The sequence below is a fragment of the Rhizomicrobium electricum genome (assembly GCF_011762045.1).
Taxonomy (GTDB): Bacteria; Pseudomonadota; Alphaproteobacteria; order Micropepsales; family Micropepsaceae; genus Rhizomicrobium; species Rhizomicrobium electricum.
The window spans coordinates 104,026-125,318 of sequence record NZ_JAASQS010000001.1; the positions used below are offsets into that span (position 1 = coordinate 104,026).

The following is a 21,293-nucleotide window of genomic DNA, read 5'->3' on the forward strand; positions in this document are numbered from 1 at the left end:
TTATCCCGCCGCGCGTTTCATCTTCACCATCAGCACCACGCCCAGGCACGCCGCGGTCGACAGGCCGATGTGCCAGAGAAAATGCGTGCCGACCGGAATGGTGGGACAGACGATCAGGTCGATCGAGCGGGCGACCGCCGCCGTCAATCCCGCCGCGATGATCGCAACGCCGAGCAGTCCGGTCTTGCGGCCGTATTTCACCCAGCTTCCCGACACCATGATGATGCCCGTCAGCGTGACGGTCGCGAACATCGGCACGAACCGCAGGTTCGGCGAGATCGCCGCCAGTTCGCCTCCGAAATAGCGCACGCCGCTGGTCGCCAGGAGCATCATCGCCAGCATGCCGAGAATGCCTGCCACCCAGCCGTAAAGCTGGCGGATCCACAACACGGTCAATACCAGGAGATAGAGCACGCCCGGAATCCAATCGAGCGTCAGCGCCCATTGGGTGCGCAGGCCGTGCCACAGCGCGCTGCCGACGCCGACCGAGACGAGCAGCACCAGGAGCACGATCAGCCCGCCGGAAAATCCGACATTCGAGCGCTTGATATGACGGTAGGCCAGCCATGCCGCGATCAGGATCGCCGCATTGGTGATGGTGTTCACCGGCTCGTGCATCCCAAGCCACATATGCGGCTCGGTCGTTCCGGCGATGAAGGTGTCGCAATAAACTGGACCGATGAAACCCGGTGTCGCCATGACCCGTCCTCCCCGCGCGCGATTGCACACATATAGGGCGAACCGGGGCGATTTACAGTCCCCGCGCTAAACTTCGAATACGCCCTTCTTGTGCTTGGCAATTTTCTTGTCGCGCTTCTTCTTTTTCTTGTCGAACGGCTTTTTGGCGAACACGGGCTTGTCCTTGGGGTCGTAGCCCGGCTTGGCTTTGGGCTCGAAATCCCTCGGCTTGCGCTCGAACTTTCCCTTGGGCTTGCGCTCGAATTCACCCTTCGGCCGGTCGCCGTTGCTGAACTTCGGCTTGAAGCGCGGCTTCTCCTCGGCTTCCGCCGGCGGAGGCGCGGCGTTGTAATCCGGCTCGCCGCCATCGGCCGGGAAAATCCTCACCCCGCCCTTATTACGTTCGGCGATCTTGGCGGTGAAGGCTTCGGCCGCCGCGGCATCCAGTTCGAACCGGGTCTCGGTGTCGAAGATGCGGATGTCGCCGATCTCCTTCTTGGTCACCTCGCCCTGACGGCAGATTTCCGGCAGCAGCCATTTCGGATCGGCATTGCGTTCGCGCCCGACGCTGATGCGGAACCACACGGCGCCGTTGGGCAACCGGCTTGGGCCCGATTTGCGCTCGCGCCGTTCCGGGCGCCCTTCCCCCTCGTACGAACGCTTTTCGCGTTCGGGACGGGGACGGCGTTCGTCGCGGTCGGGGCGCGGACGGCGCTCGTCGCGCTGGGCATGGCGCGGGTCCTCGACGTATTGCTCGATGTCGAACGGTTCCGGCAGCCGCTCGCGATAGAGCTTGGCGAGCGCGGCCGCGATTTCGTACGGCGAATGACGCTCCAGCAGCGCCGACGCGATGGTGGTTTCATCCTGGCCGGCGTTGGCGAAAATCGGCGAGTCCAGCAGCCGCTCGCGGTCCTGCTTGAAGATCGCTTTCGGCGACGGCGGATCCATCCATTCGTACTGCACGCCGGCGCGCAGCAGCATCTGTTCGGCGCTGCGCCGCCGCGACGGCGGAACCAGAAGAATGCTGGTGCCCTTCTTGCCGGCCCGGCCGGTACGGCCGCTGCGATGCTGCAAAACATCGGCATCGTTCGGCAGATCGGCGTGAATGACCAGCGTCAGGTCCGGCACGTCGAGGCCGCGGGCGGCGACGTCGGTCGCGACGCAAACCCGTGCATGGCCGCCGCGCAGCGCGGTGAGCGCGCGATTGCGTTCGTTCTGGTTCATCTCGCCCGACAGCGCCACGACGTCGAAGCCGCGCGCCGCCAGCGTCTCGCCGAGTTTCTGTACGCCGATACGGGTGCCGCAGAACACCAGCGCCGAGGGCGGATCGAGATAGCGCAACAGGTTCACGACGGTACGGTCGACCTTGGCATGGGCGATGCGGATGGCGCGATAGTCGATGTCGGCGTGGCCGCCCTCGTCGGCCGCCAGTGCGATGCGCAAGGCATCGTCCTGATAGTTTTTTGCCATCATCACGATCGGCTTCGGCAACGTCGCCGAGAACAGCAGCGTGCGCCGCGTTTCGGGCGTCGCCTGCAAGAGGAATTCGAGTTCGTCGTGGAAGCCGAGATCGAGCATCTCGTCGGCCTCGTCGAGCACCAGGACTTTCAGCGCATCGAGGCGCAGCGCCCCGCGCCGCAAATGATCGCCCAGCCGGCCCGGCGTGCCGACGACGATATGCGCGCCGCGTTCGAGCGCCCGCCGTTCCTTGAACGGGTCCATGCCGCCGACGCAGGCCGCCACTTCGGCCCCGGTCTCGGCATAAAGCCAGGTGAGTTCGGTCTGGACCTGCAACGCCAGTTCGCGCGTCGGCGCCACGATCAGCGCCAGCGGCGCATCGGCGTACGGCAGATCCCCGCCTTCGAGCAGCGTCGGCGCCATGGCGAGGCCGTAGGCGACAGTCTTGCCCGACCCGGTCTTGGCCGAAACCAGGAGATCGCGCCCTTCGGTTTCCGGCGCCAGAACGGCCTCCTGGACGGGGGTCGGGTCGGTATAGCCGCGCGCCTGCAAGGCGCGGGAAATGGCGTCGGGAAGCGTAGCGAACACGGGAAATCCTTGCGCAAGACGCGAAACGGTCGGTTGACGGAAGCGAACCGTCCGGCAAAACGCGTTCACGGTCGTGACGCTATGTCGTCCAAAACCGTGTCCAAACCATGGCGGCTGCGCAAGGGCCGTGTTTACCTCGTCAACGCGGCATTGCCCCAGGTGACCACCGTGGGCTGTGCGTTGGGGGCCGTCGCGTTGCTGGCCACCAGTTCCACGATCTTCACGCCCTTGACCGAGGCCGTCAGCGTTTCCGGCTTTTCGCCATAGGCCTTGGGGGCCGACTTCGCCAGCAGCTTGCCGTCGCCGTAGACCGCGAAAGTTACCGGCCGCGAGGTGTCGAGGGTGGAATCGTCGACCCCGACCTCGGCCGTGAACGTGGTGGCGCCGTTATTGCGCACTTCCAGCCGCGAATTGGCGAGCACCCCCAGGCCGGTATCGAAGTCCTTGCCGCCGATCCGCAGCGATTGGCCGAACGGCGTGAAATCGGTCTGGGCCCCGCCCCAGCCGGCGTATTGCGGATGGGCGCCGTTGCCGCGCGTCGAACCCCAGGTCTGGAAGCGGAAGATGTAGGGATCGGGCTGGCGCGTCGTGACGCCGTCCACCGCCGGATTCACCCGGCCCGGCATTTCGGAGAGATAGAGGCCGTTCTTCAGCCGGTGCGGACCCTCGGCGGTGAAAATCAGCGTCTGGCGCGGCGCCACCTGGAACTTGGTTTCCTTTTTGATTTTCGTCTGCTGCTTGGTCCACAGATCGGTCAGCGTGATGTCGCCGTCTTCGGCGAGCTTCATCTGCTGCGCCGTGAGATCGACTTCCGCCGGAGCAATGCCGCGGTTGAAGATCGCGACCGCCTTCTTGCCGCCCGCCAGACTCTTCACGAAAATCTGCACATTGTCGGCGTCGTAGGCGAGCGTCGCCTGATTGCCGTCCTTGTCCTGATTGATCGCGATGATGTCCTGGTTCGACACGATGTCGAGCAAGGGCTTGGGCATCTTGCGCACGTCGTTGCCGAGGATCAGCGGCGCGTTGGTGATCGCCCACAGCGCGAAGTGGGACTTCGCTTCGGTCAGATGGTTCTCGTCGAACTCGCCGTAACCGACATAGAGCATGTCGGGATCGTTCCACGAACCGGGATGGGCATAGAGCGCGCGGCGCGAGGCGCTGTCGAAATTGTGCAGCATGCGCGTCCAGATCGGCCCGAGGTCGTCGCTGGTGCGCGAGATGTTGCCGACATCCTTGGCCCAGGTGCGCACGTCGGCGGCGCCCCAGACGCAGATCGAGAACAGGAAATCGTTGTTGGGCTTGTACTTTATCAACGCATCGCTGACGTCGGTGTAGAGCTTCTTCACGGCGCCCGCATCGGTGCCGTTGATCTGCCAGCCGATGATGAGCGGATCGAGCGTGCGATACTCGCCGGATTTGACTTGCGGCGCCTCGGGGAAGTAAGCGCGGATGCCGCACGCATCGACCTTGATGTAATCGAAGCCCCATTCCTGCATGTAGAGCTTGATGTCCTGATCGGTGTGCCCGTAGAGACCGATCTCGCGCTCCGCCATCGTGCCCTTGGGCAGATAGCCGTCCGGCGCCGGATAGGCCTGCGAACACGAATTGCGTCCGAGGTCCGAATAGATGCCGACCTTCAGGCCCAGCGCGTGAACCTTGTCGGTGAAGGGCTTGAAACTTGTGCCGACGCTGCCGCCGACCGCCGCCGAGGGAAACTGGTCGGTGCGGATCTGCATCCGTCCATCGGGCTGGCGCCGCTTATCCCACCAGCCATCATCCATGTTGACATAGCGATAGCCTTTGGCGGCGAGACCGGTTTTCTTCAGCGCCTCGGCAACGCCCAGTATGCGCTCTTCCGAAATGTTGGTGGCGAAGGTGTTCCACGAACTCCAGCCCATCGGCGGCGTCGCCGCGTTACCGGCCGTATAGCCGCTCCATTTTCCGGTCGGCGTGAGATCGGCGGCATAAGCGGTCCCGGCGAGAAGCACGGCCGCCAACGCGGCGAGTCTGGAAATGGGCATGGTTTCGGTCCTTCCTGTTGTTCTCGTTATCGGTTCAAAGCCTGACGCTGCGAGGCCGTCCTTCATAGGTCCCGGCGACCGGGGCCGCTTCGCCGTTGGCATCGATCAGCACGATCTGAAAACGCTGCGCCACGGGCATACCGGGATAATGTCCTTCGCGCGCTCCGAACGACAGCACGCGCGTCTTGTCGTCCCAAATCAGCGGCACGCGCGCAAACGCGCCCTTCTCGTAACCGTAATCGGTTCCGGCATCGTCGTAGAGTTCGAACACGCCGTCGGCCCCGGCATAAACGCGCAGCGTCAGTTCGCGGCCATCGGCTTCCGCCGTCGATTGCACGACCGGCCCGAGCGGCACGATCGATCCGGCGCGCACATGCACCGGAATCCGCTTCTCCGCCGGCACATCGTGGCGCTTGCCGCCGGTGCGCCGCTCGCCAGTCCAGAAATCGTACCAGCCGCCCGGCATTTCCGGCAGATAAACCGGCCACGTCACGGCCTTCGCCGCCAGGACCGGCGCCACATGCAGCGCGCGCCCGCACATGAAGCTGTGCGCTTCATCGAGCGCCGCCGGATCGTGCGCGAAATCCATCACCAGCGGCCGCATCAGGCTGGTGCCGTACCGCGTGACCTCGGCCGCCGCGCTGTAGATGTACGGCAAAAGGCGATAGCGCCATTCGATCAGCGCCCGCACCTCTGCTTCCACCGCGGCGCCGTAGTGCCACGGCTCGGTGTTGGTCTGATAGCCGTGCACCCGCATCAGCGGCAGGAAGACGGAATACTGCATCCAGCGCAGCAGCACATCGCGATACGCGGGATCGGTGTACTGCGACGGACCGGGACGGAAGAATCCGCCGGCATCGACTGTCCAATAGGGATGGCCCGCCGCCATCACGTTAAGCCCCGCCGGAATCTGCCGCTTCAACGTATCGAAATCGCAGCCGATATCGCCCGACCACACCGCCGAGGCATAACGCTGCTGACCGGGAAAGGCGCAGCGCGTCAGGATCATCACGCGACGGCCCGGCGCATCGCGGCGCTGGCCTTCATAGACGGTCCGGCTGACCTGCAGCGGATAGAACAGGCGCACTTTTTCGCCCGGACCGGCCGCGGTCGGCCGCCCGACGAGATCGTCGTTTTCCGGTTCGGTCGCATCCTGCCACCACGCATCGATACCGAGCGGCAACAGGCGATGGCGCATCGCGCCCCAATAAAAATCGGCCGCACGCGGATTGAAGAAATCGATCCAGTCGGTATCCGGAATGAAGGCATTGCGCGCCGTGAAAGCCTGCCCCACTTCGCTTTTCTTGTCGGCCTTGGACCACACCGACAGCATGAAGCGGACATTCTCCGCATGCAGCTTGGCGGTCAGCGCGGCCGGATCGGGATAATCCTTCTCGTCGAAACGCATCGCGTTCCAGCCGTAGCGGCCCCAGTACTGCCAATCCTGCACGATGACATCGAGCGGGATTTTCCGTGACCGGAACTCCGCCGCATTGGCGAGAATTTCCTCCGACGAGTGATAGCGCTCGCGGCAATGGATGTAGCCGTAAGCCCATTTCGGCATCAGCGGCGCCTGCCCGGTCAGGCGGCGGTATTCGGCGAGAATGTCGTCGGCCTTGGGACCGGCGATGACGATGTAGTCGATCGCCTCGGCCACCGGCGAAGCCAGCACGGTTTCGGGCTTCACCTTCGACCAGCCGAGCGTGGGCTTGTCGTTGGCGCTGCCCAGAATGCGGATCTTGTGCGCCCCGGCACTGAGGTCGGCGAAAAAGCTCATGGTCGGCGGCAGCCACAGCGAGGTGATATCCACCGCCACGGCGCCGTCGATTTCGACATGGTGCTTGTGCGACATCGCCTGACCGACATCGATCTGAAAGCAGTAGCGGCCCGCTTCGGCCAGCGTCACGGTGCCTTCGAAAACGGCATCGCGGCGTTTCATGGCGGCATTGCCCGCCGTGGTGGTGACGTTGATCGTCTCGCCGCCTTCGGCATCACCGACATGAACCGGAACCATATGCTCCGTAGACGGATTAAGTTCGGCCATGCCGGTGTTGTGCCACAGAAGGCCATAGCCCTTGCTCGACAACAGGAACGGCAGGCTGATCTGGGTATTCACCTGGGTCAGACGGCGCGCCAGCCCGCGCACATTCAAGTGTCCGTCCTGGAACTGCCCGGTGCCGTAAAGCCGCTCGTCCTCCGGCGAAGCAAACGCCTGGCGCACCGCGTAGGTCGGCGTGCCTTGCACCGTCGAGGCCGTCAGCACCCGCCCCGGCTTCTCCTTGAGCAGCACCGCGCCCTTGGCATCGGTGAAGGTCAGCGTGCCGTCGTCGGCCACGTTGCAGCGGATATGCTTCAGCGTCAGCGTCTTTGCCCCGCTGCCGCGCCCGCCAGCCGGTTTGACGGTCCGCGCATCGACCAGGATCGGACTTTTCGGCAACGCCCCATCGGGCGCAAACCGCACCCGGAACGCCCGCGAACTGAGAGCATAGATCGACAACACCCCGCCGCTGATGGCGCGCGCATAACAAGCGGTGTCGGCTTCTTTGGCGTCTGCGGATACCGCGGCTGCGGCAAGACCGGTCCCGGCCAGTTGCATGGCACTGCGCCGGGTCATCCCGTGCTTGACGTCATCGCTGCTCATGTCCTGCCCCGGTCGGGTTCGGCCTCACATTAACTCGGACAAAAACCGATGCAATGCGGCAGACCCGCTGATTACCGGGAGGCGGTTTATTTCGCTAACGCTCTGATGATCCGCGCCCTACACTTGGCGAATATCATCGGGGGGCTTTCATGAAGTGGATGGTACTGGTTGGCGTGCTGATGCTTGCTCCCGCCGCCGCGCAGGACGTACCGCGTCATGTCTCGACAGCGGAGGATTGCGAAATCTTTGCGGTCGTAGCAAAGGCTCGCCTCGGCTGGACGGCGACCAAACCGCCCGAAGGCAGCTTTTCCGCGGAAATTACGGAATACGATGGCGACCCAGCTGCTACCGGCAGACCCAACCGCACCTTCGTTGCGATTTGTCCGTGGAAGGAACTCGGGCTTGCAGAGCCGTCCGGCAACTCCAAACTCAAATGGTATTCGCTAGGTCGGCCCAAATATGCCGGCAACGGCTCCGCTTCGGTGCTGGTCAGCCGCACTGAATTTCAGGATGAAACCTACAGCACCGCGCCTCGCGTGGATTTCGAGGTATGTCACCTCTCGAAACGCGATAGCCGCTGGCAGATCAAGCAGTGTGCGAAGCCAGCGGGAAGCACCACCGTCTTTCACCCCTAGCCCCCCGCAATCCCCCTCACCTTGACTTTTCGCCCTTCGTTCCCCATATGCGGTGCCATAGGACGAGCGGTGCCAATCCGGGTGCTGCTGGGCGCTTCAGAGGGCGCCCCTTGTAAACCAGGCGCGATTTTGCGCCGTCTAGGAGCGCTTTTGAGTGAAGTAACGACCGCCGGCACGGACGCCGGCCTGCTGGAAGACATCCATTCGGACCATTCCGTAAATTCTTCTCAACCGACTGAAATCATTCCCGAACCTGTACCCGCTCCGGCGCCTGTTGAGGCCGCTGTCGAGCCCCCCTCCCCGCCGCAAAAACCGGAAAGCGAACCCTCCGTTGAGGCCGCGGCCGAGGTGCCCCCTCCCTCCCTTCCGGAGGAAGTGCAGAACAATTCCGTTGCCGAAGTCGCTGCCGAACCGGCAACAATCGAACCGACGCCGGAAGCCGAGTCCGGCTTTGTCGGCTTAGGCCTGTCCGACGATTTGCTCCGGGCCGTGCACGAAGCCGGCTACCGCACCCCGACCCCGATCCAGGCCGAAGGCATCCCGCACGTCATGGCGCGCCGGGATATCATCGGCATCGCCCAGACCGGCACCGGCAAGACCGCCTCCTTCACCCTGCCGATGATCGAGATGCTGGCCCGCGGCCGCGCCAAGGCGCGGATGCCGCGCTCGCTCATTCTGGAACCGACCCGCGAGCTTGCCGCCCAGGTCGCCGAGAGTTTTGAGAAGTACGGTAAGTACAACAAACTTTCGATGGCGCTCTTGATCGGCGGCACGTCGTTCGACGAACAGGACCGCAAGATCGATCGCGGCGTCGACGTCTTGATCGCCACGCCGGGCCGCCTGCTCGACCATTTCGAACGCGGCAAGCTGATGATGACCCAGGTCCAGCTGCTCGTCATCGACGAAGCCGACCGCATGCTCGACATGGGCTTCATTCCCGACGTCGAACGCATCTGCAAGATGCTGCCGTTCACCCGCCAGACGCTGTTCTATTCGGCGACCATGCCGGCGGAAATCCGCCGCCTCACCGAACAGTTCCTGTCGAACCCGGTGCGGGTGGAAGTGGCCCGTCCCGCCACCACGGCCGACAACATCAAGCAGGAGCTGGTGCAGGTCCCCAACGACGAGTGGGCCAAGCGCGAAGCCCTGCGCACGCTGATCAAGGAAGCCGGCGAGATCACCAACGCCATCGTCTTCTGCAACAAGAAGCACACGGTCGACATCGTGGCGAAATCGCTCTCCAAGCACGGCTTCAACGCCGCGCCGCTGCATGGCGATCTCGACCAGTCGGTCCGCACCAGGACGCTCGACGGTTTCCGCTCGGGCGAAATCACCATTCTCGTCGCTTCCGACGTGGCGGCGCGCGGCCTCGACATTCCCGCCGTCAGCCATGTCTTCAATTTCGACGTGCCCTATCACTGCGACGACTACGTCCATCGCGTCGGCCGCACCGGCCGCGCCGGGCGCAGCGGCGAAGCCTATATGCTGGTCACCAGCTCCGACGGCAAATACGTCGAAGCGATCGAAAAGCTGACCAAGACGAAGCTCACCAGCCGCAGCATCGACGGCCTTGCCGAGCAGGTGCGCGAGCGGCCGCCGCGGGAGAAGTTCCGCGATGGCCGCGGCGAACGTGGCCGCGGACGCGATCGCGACCGCCGCCACGGCGATCACCGCGACCGTCCGGTCAAGCCGCATGGCCAGGTTGCATCGATGGAGCCGGTGAAGCCGGTCGAAGAGTCGAAGCCGGTGGCTCAGCAGCCGCGCCCAGAGCCGCAACATCGCGAGTCGCAACATCGCGAACCGCAGCGTCCCGCCCGCCCCGATCATCGCCAGGATTTCCGCGCCCAGCAGAACCGCCCGGAACCGGCGAAGAAGCAGGAGCCGGTGCATTACGCCCAGGCGTTCAAGAAATCCTCCGCGCCGCGCGTAGAAGTGACGCCCGTCGATGCGTCGCAACTGCCGGCCTTCCTTCTACGCCCGGTGAAACTGCCCAAGACGCCGGAAAAGAAGACGGTCGAGAAAAAGACTGCTGAAAAGCCTGTCGAAAAGCCGGTCGAAAAGGCGGCGGAGAAGACGGCGGAAAAGAAACCGCGGGCGCCGCGCAAGAAGGCGGCGAAGAAAGCGGAACCTGACGCGGTGTGAACGGTTCTTCCGGGGATGAACCCGGAGAAGCGATCATGACCGCCAAGGTAAAGCGCGATGCGGACGGCGTAACCCATTCTAAGCCGGGCTCCGTCGATCAGCAGATGGAAGACACGTTTCCGGCGAGCGATGCGCCATCCTTCGCTCCGGGCTCGGTCGGCGCGCCGGTCAATCGCGAAACTCCCGCGGTAGGCGTAAGTCACAAGGGCGATAAGAAAAAAACGCCGTCCAAACCGGCGCCGTAAGGCTGCGGCTTAACGGTTTCTTACCATCCTTCGGGCCACACTTCCTGCACGCTTCGGTGGTGGAGCGCTAGTGGGGACGACGGTGGCTGCACCTTCTCGCGAACAGGCTCTGGCGAAAACCGCGTTTGCCCTGATGGGCGACTGGAAAGTCGCGCCGACTCCCGAAAACTACGAGCTGTTCTACGTGTACGCCGCCGGCACCAATGCCGCGCTCGGCAAGATCATCGACACCATGATCCGCGAGAAGACGCCGTTCACGCAGCCGTTCCTGCAGGGCTTGTGCAACCAGTTCCTCGCCCGCGAACGAACCGCCCAGACCATGGAAGACGTCGGCGCCGGCATCAGCGGCATGCTCGACGCGGTGATGGGCCGGTTGGAGCGGGCCGGCAAGGATGCCGGGGAATACGGCCGTACCCTGTCGGCGGCCAGCGGCGAACTTGGCGGCAACCAGTCTCCTGCCGCGGTGGCGAAGATGGTGGAACGCCTCGTCGGCGCCACCCACGCGATGGAAGCGCGGACCAAGGCGCTGGAGAGCGAATTGCAGCGCTCCTCCGAGCACGTCACCGAACTCAAGACCCAGCTCGACACGGTTCGCAAGGAGAGCCGGATCGATCCTCTCACCGGGGTCGCCAACCGCAAAGCCTTCGACATCGAACTGCAAGCCGCCATCAAGGACGCGCGCCAGGACGGTTCGTCGGTGGCGTTGATGATGTGCGACATCGATCACTTCAAGCGCTTCAACGACACCTGGGGCCATCAGACCGGCGATCAGGTGCTGCGCCTCGTCGCCAATTGCCTGTCGGAAAACGTCAAGGGCCGCGATACCGCCGCCCGCTACGGCGGCGAAGAGTTCGTCGTCATCCTGCGCCAGACGCCGCTCGAGGGCGCCGCCAAGCTGGCCGAGCAGATCCGCGCCAATGTCGAGAACAAGAAGCTGGTCAAGAAGTCGACCGGCGATATCCTCGGCACCATCACGATCTCGATCGGCGTGTCCCAGCTTCGCGACAACGATACGCCCGACCTCTTTTTGCAGCGCGCCGACCGCTCGCTCTACCGGGCCAAGAATACCGGCCGCAATCGTGTCGTGACGGAAACCGACCTCGTCCGGACCGCAAGTTCGCACGCCGCCTGATCGGCTCTCCATTTTTCCCGCCAAACGGCCTATTTCTTAGGGGCTGCATCCCGATTCCGGGCAAATAGTCGCGAAACCGTGACTTGCACGTCAAACCGAGCCGTCCGCATTTTAGTGGGCTCAATTTTTGGAGTTTTTGCATGAATCGTCGCCTCACGATCGCGGCCGCGCTGTTGATAATGGCCGGCTGCTCCGCCCCCCCGCCGCCTCCACCGCCGGCGCCGCCTCCCGGCCCCAAAGCCACGCTCGGCCAGTGGGGCGTGGACTTCACCGGCATGGACCGCTCGGTGAAGCCGGGCGACGACTTCTACATGTTCGTCAACGGCAAGTGGCAGAAGGACGCCGTCATTCCGGCCGACCGTTCTTCCACGGGCTCGTTCCAGACTCTCGCGATCCTCAGCGAAAAGCGGATGAAGGAGATCGTTGCGGAGCTGGAAGCCAAGCCGGTGGACAAGCTCTCGCCGGAAGAGAAGAAGCTGCGCGATCTCTATGACGGCTTCACCGACACCAAGGCGATCGAAGCGCGCGGTCTCGAGCCGGTCAAAGCCGACCTCGCGATGATCGGCAAGCTGAAGACGTTGAAGGATGTCGCCCGCGTCATGGGCTCGCCGCGCTTGGCCGCCGGCAGCATCTTCGGCCTCGGCATCGGCGTCGACGACAAGGACTCCTCTAAGTACAGCGTCAATCTCACGCCGGAAGGTCTCGGCCTGCCGGATCGCGATTTCTACCTGCTCGACGAAGCGGGCATCGTGAAGGTGCGCGAAGCCTATAAGGCATATCTCGGCACCATGCTGTCGCTTACCGGCGCCAAGGATGCCGACGCCCGCGCCGCCAAGGTGATGGCCCTCGAAACCGGCATCGCCAAGCTGCGCTGGAGCCTCGCCCAGCAGCGCGATCCGGAGAAGATGTATCATCCGGTCGCTTTCAAGGACTTGAGGAAGCTTGCTCCCGCGTTCCCGTGGGATGCGTTCTTCTCCGAAACCGAGATTCCGCTCAACAAGGGTGCGCGCGTCGTCATCGTCGGCGAGAACTCCGCCGTCGGCCCGATCGCCAAGCTGTTCGCCAAGACGCCGGTCGGCGTGTGGCGCGATTACCTGACCATCCACTATCTGCACAGCTACGCCGCCGTACTGCCGCAGAAGATCGACGATGCCGACTTTGCCTTCTACGGCACAGCGCTGGCCGGACGGACGGCGCAGACCGAACGCGCCACCCGCGGCGTGCGCCTGCTCGATCGCACGCTCGGCGAAGCGTTCGGCAAGCTCTACGTCGCCAAGTACTTCCCGCCGGAAGCGAAAGCCAAGGTGGAGAAGCTCGTCTCCAACCTGCTCAAGGCCTATGAGGCCGACATCAAGACGCTGCCGTGGATGAGCGAAGCCACCCGTCAGAAGGCGCTCGACAAGATCCACGCCTTCACGCCGCATCTGGGCTACCCGGATGTGTGGCGCGACTACGCGGCGCTCGAGATCAGCCGCGACGACCTCGTCGGCAACATGAAGCGCGCTTCGATGTTCGAATGGCACCACGACGTCGCCCGTCTCGATCAGGCGGTGGACCGCAACGAATGGCACATGACGCCGCCGACGGTGAACGCCTATTACAATCCGTCGTTCAACTCGATCACCTTCCCGGCCGCGATCCTGCAGCCGCCGTTCTTCGATCCGAATGCGGACGATGCGGTGAACTACGGCGCCATCGGCGTGGTGATCGGCCATGAAATCAGCCACGGCTTCGACGATCAGGGTTCGAAGTACAACGGCGCCGGCAACATGGAGAACTGGTGGACCGACACCGATCTCACCAACTTCCAGGCCCGCACCAAGATGCTGACCGATCAGTACAGCGCCTTCGAGCCGCTGCCCGGCCTGCATGTCCGGGGCGATGCGACGCTCGGCGAGAACATCGCCGACCTCGCCGGCTTGTCGATCTCCTACAAAGCCTACCACATCGCGCTCGGCGGTCAGGCCGCGCCGGTGCTGGACGGCTTCACCGGCGACCAGCGCTTCTTCATGGGACTGGCGCAGGTATGGCAGTCGAAGTTCCGCGAAGGCGAACTGCGCAGCCGCATTCTCTCCGACGTGCATTCGCCGGCGGCGTTCCGGGTCATCGGTTCGACCCGCAATGTCGACGCGTGGTACGAGGCGTTCGACGTCAAGCCGGGCGACAAGTACTACCTGCCGCCGGACCAGCGCGTGAAGCTCTGGTAAGCAGCATCAAATGTCGACAGAGATGCCGACCGATATAAAGTGATTGTCTTGAACGTGCCCGCCCTCGCGACGGGCACGTTTTTTTGTGCGCCACGCGTTTCTGCCCCGCCTTCCTTTTCTGACCACGCGGACGCACCTCTCTTTTCTGCCCTCCACGGGCGCAAGGCTTTTCATGCAGGGCACTAGGACCGTGGGGGGAAGTGGCAGCCTGCGCGTAGGCGCAGGATGACAAAGGGGGGCTTACTCAGCGCGCGAGAGAGTGATGCCCGCAGTAATCCCCCCTTTGCTTCGCTACACTCAGCACTTCCCCCCGCGTTCTGAGTGCCAACGCAGAAACCGGTGCGCCCGCGTGGGGCAGAAAAGAATGGTGCGATCCAGAAACGACAGCGCACTTCCTCCGCGCCTCCGCGTCTCCGCGTGAACCAATTCCGTTCATCATTGTGACCGGTTTCATTCGTCCATCTTCCGGAAATTATTGCGGCTGCGTCTCGCGTGTAAAAACCACAATATTTTTCAGGACATCTTGAAATCGTCTGTAGCGCTTCCCATCTCGAATACCGAGGTCTGGGAGTGTCGTATCAAGAGCGGCCCCAATACGGCTGCGATAGCGGAAATTTTCCACGTGAGTCATACAGGTGAAGGGATGGCGTGTGCATCCACGTAAGCGATAGCCGAGGATATGTGCCCGAGAAGGGCCGGTTCGCCTGGGCAGGTCGCTTTTGAAACCGAGGGAGAAGACAGCGGTGCCGTCGCTGCGCGCATTAACCTGCGCGTGCCGTGCGCCAACCTCCTCGGAAAAGGCGGGCCCTCCCGCCTTTTTGCGTATTTAAAGGGGACCGCTCCTCCGGCCGGTGATCGCGAAAGCGTGACTTGCGTGTTGCCTGACACCGCCCACATTTGTCGGCAGATTCAATCCGTTGGAGCACTCCATGAAACGCCGACTGTTCGCGGCGGCCTGCCTTGTTCTGGCCGGCTGCACCACGTCCGCCCCGCCCCCGCCCGCGCCGCCGCCGGGGCCCAAGGCCGAACTCGGCGCCTGGGGCGTGGATCTGGCCGGCATGGACCGTTCCGTGAAGCCCGGCGACGACTTCTTTGCCTACGTCAACGGCAATTGGGAAAAGCAGGCGGTGATCCCGCCGGATCGTTCGAACATCGGCACCGGCCAGAACCTCGCGATCCTCAGCGAAAAGCGCATGAAGGAAATCGTCGCCGATCTCGAAGCCAAGCCGCTCGACCGGCTCACGCCCGACGAGAAGAAGCTGCGGGATCTCTACGACGGCTACATGGACGAGAAGGCCATCGAAGCCCGCGGCATCGAACCGGTCAAAGCCGATCTCGACCGCATTGCCGGTCTGAAGACGCTCAAGCAGGTGGCTCAGATGATGGGCTCGCCGAATACCGCCGCCGGCAGCCTCTACGCGTTCGGCGTCGGCATCGACGACAAGAACTCCAGCGCCTACAGCGTCAACGTTTCCGCCGCCGGCCTCGGCATGCCGGATCGCGATTATTACCTGCTCGACGATCCCGATATCGCCAAGACGCGCGAGGCCTACAAAACGTTCATCGCCACCATGCTCGAACTGACCGGCGCCAAGGATGCGACGGCGCGGGCGGAAAAGGTCCTGGCGCTCGAAACCGCCATCGCCAAGGCGCATTGGGAGTTGAAGGATCAGCGCGACGCCGACAAGATGTACGCGCCGATGAGCTTCAACGCGCTGAAAAAAGCGGCGCCGCAGTTCCCGTGGGATTCCTTCGTCGCCGACAGCGGCATTCCGCTCAAGAACGGCGAACGCCAAATCATCGTCGGCGAAAGCACCGCCATTCCCGTGCTCGCCAAGATTTTCGCCAAGACGCCCGTTGCGGTGTGGCGCGATTATCTGACGGTGCAATACCTGCACAACTACGCCGCCTATCTGCCCAAGAGGTTCGACGACGCCAATTTCGCCTTTTACGGCACGGTGCTCGGCGGCCGCACCCAGCAGAGCGACCGGCAGACCAGGGCCGTGCGCCTCCTCGACTCCACGATGGGCGAGGCTTTCGGCAAGCTCTATGTCGCCAAGTTCTTCCCGCCCGAAGCCAAGGCCAAGGTGCAGAAACTCGTTTCCAACATCCTGAAAGCCTATGAGGAAGATATCCAGTCGCTGACCTGGATGAGCGACGAAACCAGGAAGAAGGCGCTCGAAAAGATCCGCAAGTTCACGCCGTATCTCGGCTATCCCGACACGTGGCGCGATTATTCGGCCTATGACGTGAGCCGTGACGACATGGTGGGCAACATCAAGCGGTCGGCCCACTTCAACTGGACCCGCGACGTGAGCCGCCTCGACAGTCCGGTCGACAAGGCCGAATGGCAGATGACGACGCCGACGGTGAATGCCTATTTCATGCCGCCGTTCAACTCGATCACCTTCCCGGCCGCCATCCTGCAATCGCCGATCTTCGATCCCAATGCCGACGATGCGGTGAACTACGGCGCCATCGGCTCGGTCATCGGTCACGAGATCAGCCACGGCTTCGACGACCAAGGTTCGAAGTACAACGGCGACGGCGTGCTGCAGAACTGGTGGACGGAGGAAGACCGCAAGAACTTCGACGCCCGCACCAAAATGCTGGTCAAGCAATACGATGCCTACGAGCCCCTGCCCGGCCTGCACATGCGGGGCGAGCCGACGCTCGGCGAGAACATCGCGGACCTAGCCGGTCTGTCGATCACGCTGAAGGCCTATCGCATTTCGCTCGGCGGCAAGCCGGCACCGGTGCTCGACGGCTTCACCGGCGACCAGCGCGTCTTCCTCGGCTTCGGCCAGGTCTGGCGCGCCAAGTTCCGCGACAACGATCTGCGCCGTCGCATCCTGTCGGACGTGCATTCGCCCGCGCCGTTCCGGGTCCGCGGCTCAATCCGCAACATGGACGACTGGTACAAGGCATTCGACGTCAAGCCAGGCGACAAATACTATCTGCCGCCGGAAGAACGCGTAAAGCTCTGGTAATCGAGACCTTATTTGTTAATCTTCGTGCCCGTGCCGGGATGGTGCGGGCACGCTCTTTTCGGGGCGCCATGGCTGCCAAGTACGGGATTTTCATGCTGCGCCGTCTCCTTCGTCTTATCTGCGTTTCTTCTCTCGCTTTTGCCGCGTCTGCTGCCGAACCCGTCGACCGCAGTTTCAAGGAATGCCCCGAGTGCCCCGACATGATCGGCATTCCGGCGGGAAAGTTCGTGATGGGCAGTCCGGCGCGCGAGCCTGGCCGCTTCGATGCCGAAGGGCCGCAGCGCATCGTCGCCGTGAAGGCCTTCGCGCTCGCCAAGTTCAACATCACCAGCGAGGACTACCTCACCTTCCTGCGCGCCACCGGCTATGAGCCGGAGCCGTGCAACAAGCTTCTCAACATGCGCTGGCGGGTGCCCAACAAAGGCGTCGCCTATCCGCCGTACGACGAGGAGCCGGCGCGCTGGCCGGCGAGCTGCGTGTCGTGGAAGGACGCCCACGCCTATATCGACTGGCTGAACAAGAAGGTGCGCGAGGCCCGTCCGGGTCTGACCAACAAGACCGGTCCCTACCGCTTGCCCAGCGAAGCCGAATGGGAATACGCCGCCCGCGGCGGCACCACCACGGCACGCTGGTGGGGCGATGCGATCGGCAGCGGCAATGCCAACTGCAACGGCTGCGGCAGTCAATACGATTTCCGCGCATTGTCCAACATCGACAGCTTCAAGCCCAATCCGTTCGGGCTCTACGGCATGCTCGGCAATGTCTGGGAGTGGACCGCGGACTGTTGGCACAAGAGCTACATCGGTGCGCCCGCCGACGCCCGCCCGTGGACGGAAAAAGGCTGCACCCGCCATGTGTTGCGCGGCGGATCGTGGGATAACGTGCCGGTGTTCGTGCGCTCTGCGGCACGCGCCGGAGCCGAGGATACCGGCGGCGATTTCGATTATTCGACGCTGGCGGGCTTCCGGGTAGCGCGCGACCTGCCTTGATCAAGGCCGTCCGCGAAAAATATTTCCGCGATTTCGGAAGAACTCCAATCCATCGCGCAAAAGCTTGCGGCGATTCACGATTGGCGATCGTTAAGGATTTACGTCGCGGATTTGCCGAAATTCAAACCTAACGCGGACACGATCCACTACCTATCTTTATCGTATCGGAACGATAGTTCAGGGGTGGATCACCACATGCGGAAACCTTCTCCCATTACGGCTGCTGCGGAAGTCGAGGAGCGGTTCCTGTTACAGGCTTTGCACCGGTTGCGTACTGCGGAACAGCGCTACGTCTTCACGCTGATGGCGGATCTGATCAGCCACGGCATGGTGGCGCAGCAAGCGAAAGCGGCGGAAACCGGCGCGAAGTAGCGCTCATCGCAAGACGGCGCGCGTATCCAACAAAAGCGTAAAATGCATTTCCTTCGGATAATCGCCGGCGGGTAGCGCCACCGGCGACGACAGAAGTACGGCATTGCGCGCGCCGATCGCGATATCGCGGAACACCACGTCGGTCTTGGCCCGTGCCTGCTCGACGATGTCGGCCGCCACGATGCTGCCGTCGCGCTTCATCACCACGGCGATCTTGACCGTCATGGGCCGCGCGCTCGCGCGCGAGAGGTTCAGGGTCCAGCGCCGAAGGACCTGCGCCAGCACATAATCGCGAATGGCATAGGTCGCGGCATCGCCGCCGGCGCCGTTCGAGGCATCGACGTTCGAAACGCCCGCCCCATCCGCGAGCGCCAGCTTGTTGTCGGGTTGCTTCAGCCGCGCCAGCGCCTTCAGCTTGGCGTCGAGCGCATCGACCGGCTTGGTGCCGCTGGCGGAGACGCCGTGCGGATTGGGGCTGGCGGCATCGTGCGGCCGTCCCGCTTTCTGTTGCGGCACCGGCGAACGCAGATCGGCGGGCGGCGAGCGCGTCTCGTCGGCAAGGCGGATCAGTTCGACCGGCACGAACGGCGGCAGGACCGGCGGCCGGCGGACGATCTCCGCCGTATGGCGCGCCACCACAACCAGCGCCAGGAACGCCAACAGGCCGTGCAGCGCCAGCGAGCCGAGCACGCCGGCCCCGTTCGCGCCGGCGTAGCGGCGTCCGGCGGCCAGCATCTGGCGGATATCGGGCACAAGTTCGCTCACGGCCGGAGATTACACGGTTCGCCCGGCCGCGGTGTCAAATCTCGGCGACTGGTTTTTGCCGCAGTGTTGGGCTTAATGGACGTCATGAAAGGCGACTCGAACCGCATCCCCACCGTGGCCATGGCCGTGGCTGCCGGTTTCGGCGTGGCCAATCTTTATTACAATCAGCCGATGCTGGCGCTGATCGCCCAGTCGTTTCCGTTCTCCAAGATCGCCCTTCTGATCCCCAGCGCGACTCAGCTCGGCTATGTGCTCGGCCTCGTGCTGTTCCTGCCGCTCGGCGATCTGGTCGACCGCCGCAGGCTGATCGTGGTGCAGTTCGTCCTTCTGGCGCTAGCACTGATCGCGGCGGCGACGGCACCCACCGCCATCCTCCTTCTGGGCGCCTCGTTCCTGGTCGGTGCAACCTCCAGCGTCGCCCAGCAGATCGTGCCGTTCGCCGCTAGTCTCGCGAACGACTCCAACCGCGGCACCATCGTCGGCCGGGTGATGAGCGGGGTGTTATGCGGCATCCTTCTCGGCCGGACGGTCGCCGGTTTCGTCGCCACCTGGTTTGGCTGGCACGCCACCTTCTTCCTGGCCGTGCCGGCCATGCTCGCCGCCGGAGCTCTGATGGCCGCCCGGCTGCCGACCCGGCCGCCGCTCGAAACCATCCGCTATCCCAAGGCGCTCGCTTCGCTGGCCGATCTCTGGGAGGAGGAGCCGGTCCTGCGCCGCGCTGCCCTCACCCAAGGCGCCCTGTTCGGTTCGTTCTCAGTGTTCTGGACGGTGCTGTCGCTGCATTTGCAGGAGCCGATGTTCAAGCTCGGCGCCGATGCGGCCGGCTTGTTCGCGCTTCTGGGTGTCGTCGGCATCACGGCGGCGCCGTGGTCCGGGCATATCGCCGACCGACGCGGACCGACGCTAGTGGTGCAGATCGGTGTCCTGATAACCGTGCTCGCCTGGATCCCGTTCGCGCTGTGGAACAGCATTCTCGGCATGATCGTCGGCGTGATGGTGCTCGACTTCGGCGTCCAGAGCGCGGTGGTGTCGAACCAGCACAAAATCTATGCGTTACGGCCCGAGGCGCGGAGCCGCGTCAACACCATCTTCATGTCGGGTATTTTCATCGGCGGCGCCGTCGGCTCGGCGTTCGGCGGCACCGTCTACAAGCTCGCCGGCTGGTTCCCGACATGCCTGTTCGGCGCCGCGATGGCGTCGATCGCACTATGTTTGCAGACGCTGGGAAAACCGGACCCTAATCCACCTTCGCCGGCGTGAGTGACACGGACTCGCCGCAGCCGCAGGCGGCCGTCTGGTTTGGGTTCTTGAAGACGAACCGCGCGCCCATCTTCTCGTGCACGAAGTCGATTTCGGTGCCGATCAGGAACAGGATCGCCTTGGGATCGATGAACACCTTGACGCCCTTGTCCTCCACCACTTCCTCGAGCGGCAGGGCGCTTTCGGCGTAGTCCATGCCGTAGCTCATGCCGGCGCAGCCGCCGTTGCGCACACCGACGCGCAGGCCGATGTATTTACCCTCGGCGTTGGCGAGGATTTCTTTGATGCGCTCCGCTGCGGCATCGGAAAGACGGACGGCTTGGGGGCGTTGGCGAACCATTTTCCTCAATACATGTTCAGTTGCATTTTGGCTTCGTCGCTCATGCGTTCGGGCGACCAGGGCGGATCGAAGGTCATGTCGACATTCACCTTGCCGACCCCTTCGACCTTTTCCACCGCCTCGCGCACCGCGACGGGCAATTCCACTGCCACCGGGCAGCCGGGCGCCGTCAGCGTCATCTCGACGTTGACGTCCCAATTGTCGGCGACATCCACCTTGTAGATAAGGCCGAGTTCGTAGACGTCCACCGGAATTTCGGGATCGAACACGGTTTTGAGTGCCGCAATCAGCTTGCCCGTGAATTCTTCGAGCTTCTCCGGCGGCAGTCCCGGTGCCGTGACGGTAGCATTGGCTAGTTCTTCGGTCATTCGGACTTGGCGGGTGCTCCGCTCCCTTCCAGCGCCGACTTCATGGTGTGCCAGGCCAACGTCGCGCATTTGACCCGCATCGGAAACGCCGACACGCCGGCCATCACCAGCAAGATCTCGAGATCGTCGTCGGCGAGACCGGTGACACCCTCCTCGCCCTTCACCAGATGAAGAAAACCGTTCATCAGCTTTTCGGCTTCGGCGGTGGAGCGGCCTTTCAGCATGTCGGTCATCAGCGAGGCAGAGGCTTGCGAAATCGCACAACCTTTGCCTTCGAACGCGATGTCGGCGATACGTCCTTCGGCGTCGAGATTGAGATGCACGGTAATGCGGTCGCCGCATAACGGGTTGAGTCCGTCGGCGTTATGGGTGGCGTGATCCAGCGGCCCGAAGTGACGCGGGTGCTTGGAATGATCCAGGATCACTTCCTGGTAAAGCTCGCGAAGGCTCTCGTCGATCATG

At 63.6% G+C, this 21,293-nt stretch carries 17 protein-coding genes; 9 read left to right on the plus strand and 8 right to left on the minus strand.

Going from position 1 to position 21,293, the window contains the following annotated elements:
* The 4 genes from FHS84_RS00585 to FHS84_RS00600 form a co-directional block, all read right to left on the minus strand.
* Complete coding sequence (locus FHS84_RS00585; protein WP_166929194.1) at positions 1-699, minus strand: hypothetical protein; 699 nt, start codon at positions 697-699, stop codon at positions 1-3.
* Between the two features lie 66 nt (positions 700-765).
* The gene (locus FHS84_RS00590) at positions 766-2,724 is read right to left on the minus strand and encodes a DEAD/DEAH box helicase (RefSeq protein ID WP_166929204.1); all 1,959 of its coding nucleotides are present in this window, start codon (positions 2,722-2,724) and stop codon (positions 766-768) included.
* Positions 2,725-2,855: 131 nt separating this feature from the next.
* Positions 2,856-4,745 (minus strand): NPCBM/NEW2 domain-containing protein, encoded by a 1,890-nt coding sequence (locus FHS84_RS00595; RefSeq protein WP_166929206.1) that lies wholly within the window; start codon positions 4,743-4,745, stop codon positions 2,856-2,858.
* Positions 4,746-4,779: 34 nt separating this feature from the next.
* On the minus strand, positions 4,780-7,386 hold the full coding sequence (locus FHS84_RS00600) for a glycoside hydrolase family 31 protein (RefSeq protein ID WP_208393597.1): 2,607 nt from the start codon (positions 7,384-7,386) through the stop codon (positions 4,780-4,782).
* A gap of 149 nt (positions 7,387-7,535) precedes the next feature.
* On the opposite strand from FHS84_RS00600, the gene FHS84_RS00605 reads away from it, so the two are divergent.
* The 8 genes from FHS84_RS00605 to FHS84_RS00640 all read left to right on the plus strand — a co-directional run bounded on the left by FHS84_RS00605 (position 7,536) and on the right by FHS84_RS00640 (position 18,098).
* Positions 7,536-8,021 (plus strand): hypothetical protein, encoded by a 486-nt coding sequence (locus FHS84_RS00605; RefSeq protein WP_166929208.1) that lies wholly within the window; start codon positions 7,536-7,538, stop codon positions 8,019-8,021.
* Between the two features lie 420 nt (positions 8,022-8,441).
* Entirely contained in the window at positions 8,442-10,163 is a 1,722-nt protein-coding gene (locus FHS84_RS00610; RefSeq protein WP_344470343.1) for a DEAD/DEAH box helicase, read from the plus strand.
* Positions 10,164-10,198: 35 nt separating this feature from the next.
* Positions 10,199-10,408 carry a hypothetical protein gene (locus tag FHS84_RS00615; protein ID WP_166929212.1) on the plus strand — a complete coding sequence of 70 codons (210 nt, stop codon included), beginning with the start codon at positions 10,199-10,201 and terminating at the stop codon, positions 10,406-10,408.
* An 82-nt stretch (positions 10,409-10,490) separates the two neighbouring features.
* The gene (locus tag FHS84_RS22135) at positions 10,491-11,540 is read left to right on the plus strand and encodes a diguanylate cyclase (protein WP_166929214.1); all 1,050 of its coding nucleotides are present in this window, start codon (positions 10,491-10,493) and stop codon (positions 11,538-11,540) included.
* Between the two features lie 140 nt (positions 11,541-11,680).
* The gene (locus FHS84_RS00625) at positions 11,681-13,747 is read left to right on the plus strand and encodes a M13 family metallopeptidase (protein ID WP_166929216.1); all 2,067 of its coding nucleotides are present in this window, start codon (positions 11,681-11,683) and stop codon (positions 13,745-13,747) included.
* A 929-nt stretch (positions 13,748-14,676) separates the two neighbouring features.
* Complete coding sequence (locus FHS84_RS00630; RefSeq protein WP_166929218.1) at positions 14,677-16,737, plus strand: M13 family metallopeptidase; 2,061 nt, start codon at positions 14,677-14,679, stop codon at positions 16,735-16,737.
* Between the two features lie 92 nt (positions 16,738-16,829).
* Positions 16,830-17,726 (plus strand): formylglycine-generating enzyme family protein, encoded by an 897-nt coding sequence (locus tag FHS84_RS00635; RefSeq protein WP_166929220.1) that lies wholly within the window; start codon positions 16,830-16,832, stop codon positions 17,724-17,726.
* Between the two features lie 195 nt (positions 17,727-17,921).
* Positions 17,922-18,098, plus strand: a complete 177-nt coding sequence (locus tag FHS84_RS00640) for a hypothetical protein (RefSeq protein ID WP_166929222.1) — start codon at positions 17,922-17,924, stop codon at positions 18,096-18,098.
* Between the two features lie 3 nt (positions 18,099-18,101).
* On the opposite strand, the gene FHS84_RS00645 is transcribed toward FHS84_RS00640, so the two are convergent.
* Complete coding sequence (locus FHS84_RS00645) at positions 18,102-18,863, minus strand: hypothetical protein (RefSeq protein WP_166929224.1); 762 nt, start codon at positions 18,861-18,863, stop codon at positions 18,102-18,104.
* 75 nt (positions 18,864-18,938) lie between these two features.
* Here FHS84_RS00645 and FHS84_RS00650 point away from each other — a divergent pair, with 75 nt between their 5' ends.
* Positions 18,939-20,123, plus strand: a complete 1,185-nt coding sequence (locus FHS84_RS00650; RefSeq protein WP_166929226.1) for an MFS transporter — start codon at positions 18,939-18,941, stop codon at positions 20,121-20,123.
* On the opposite strand, the gene FHS84_RS00655 is transcribed toward FHS84_RS00650, so the two are convergent.
* The 3 genes from FHS84_RS00655 to sufU are packed head-to-tail and all read right to left on the minus strand — an operon-like array spanning position 20,101 to position 21,292.
* A complete protein-coding gene (locus FHS84_RS00655) occupies positions 20,101-20,463 on the minus strand; it encodes a HesB/IscA family protein (RefSeq protein WP_166929228.1) in 363 nt (120 codons plus the stop codon). The two genes, FHS84_RS00650 and FHS84_RS00655, sit on opposite strands and share 23 nt — an antisense overlap.
* Positions 20,464-20,468: 5 nt before the next feature.
* Positions 20,469-20,831 (minus strand): SUF system Fe-S cluster assembly protein, encoded by a 363-nt coding sequence (locus FHS84_RS00660; RefSeq protein WP_166929230.1) that lies wholly within the window; start codon positions 20,829-20,831, stop codon positions 20,469-20,471.
* On the minus strand, positions 20,828-21,292 hold the full coding sequence (sufU, locus tag FHS84_RS00665) for a Fe-S cluster assembly sulfur transfer protein SufU (RefSeq protein WP_166929233.1): 465 nt from the start codon (positions 21,290-21,292) through the stop codon (positions 20,828-20,830). Before sufU ends, FHS84_RS00660 begins: the two co-directional genes overlap by 4 nt.
* Position 21,293: the final 1 nt, after the last annotated feature.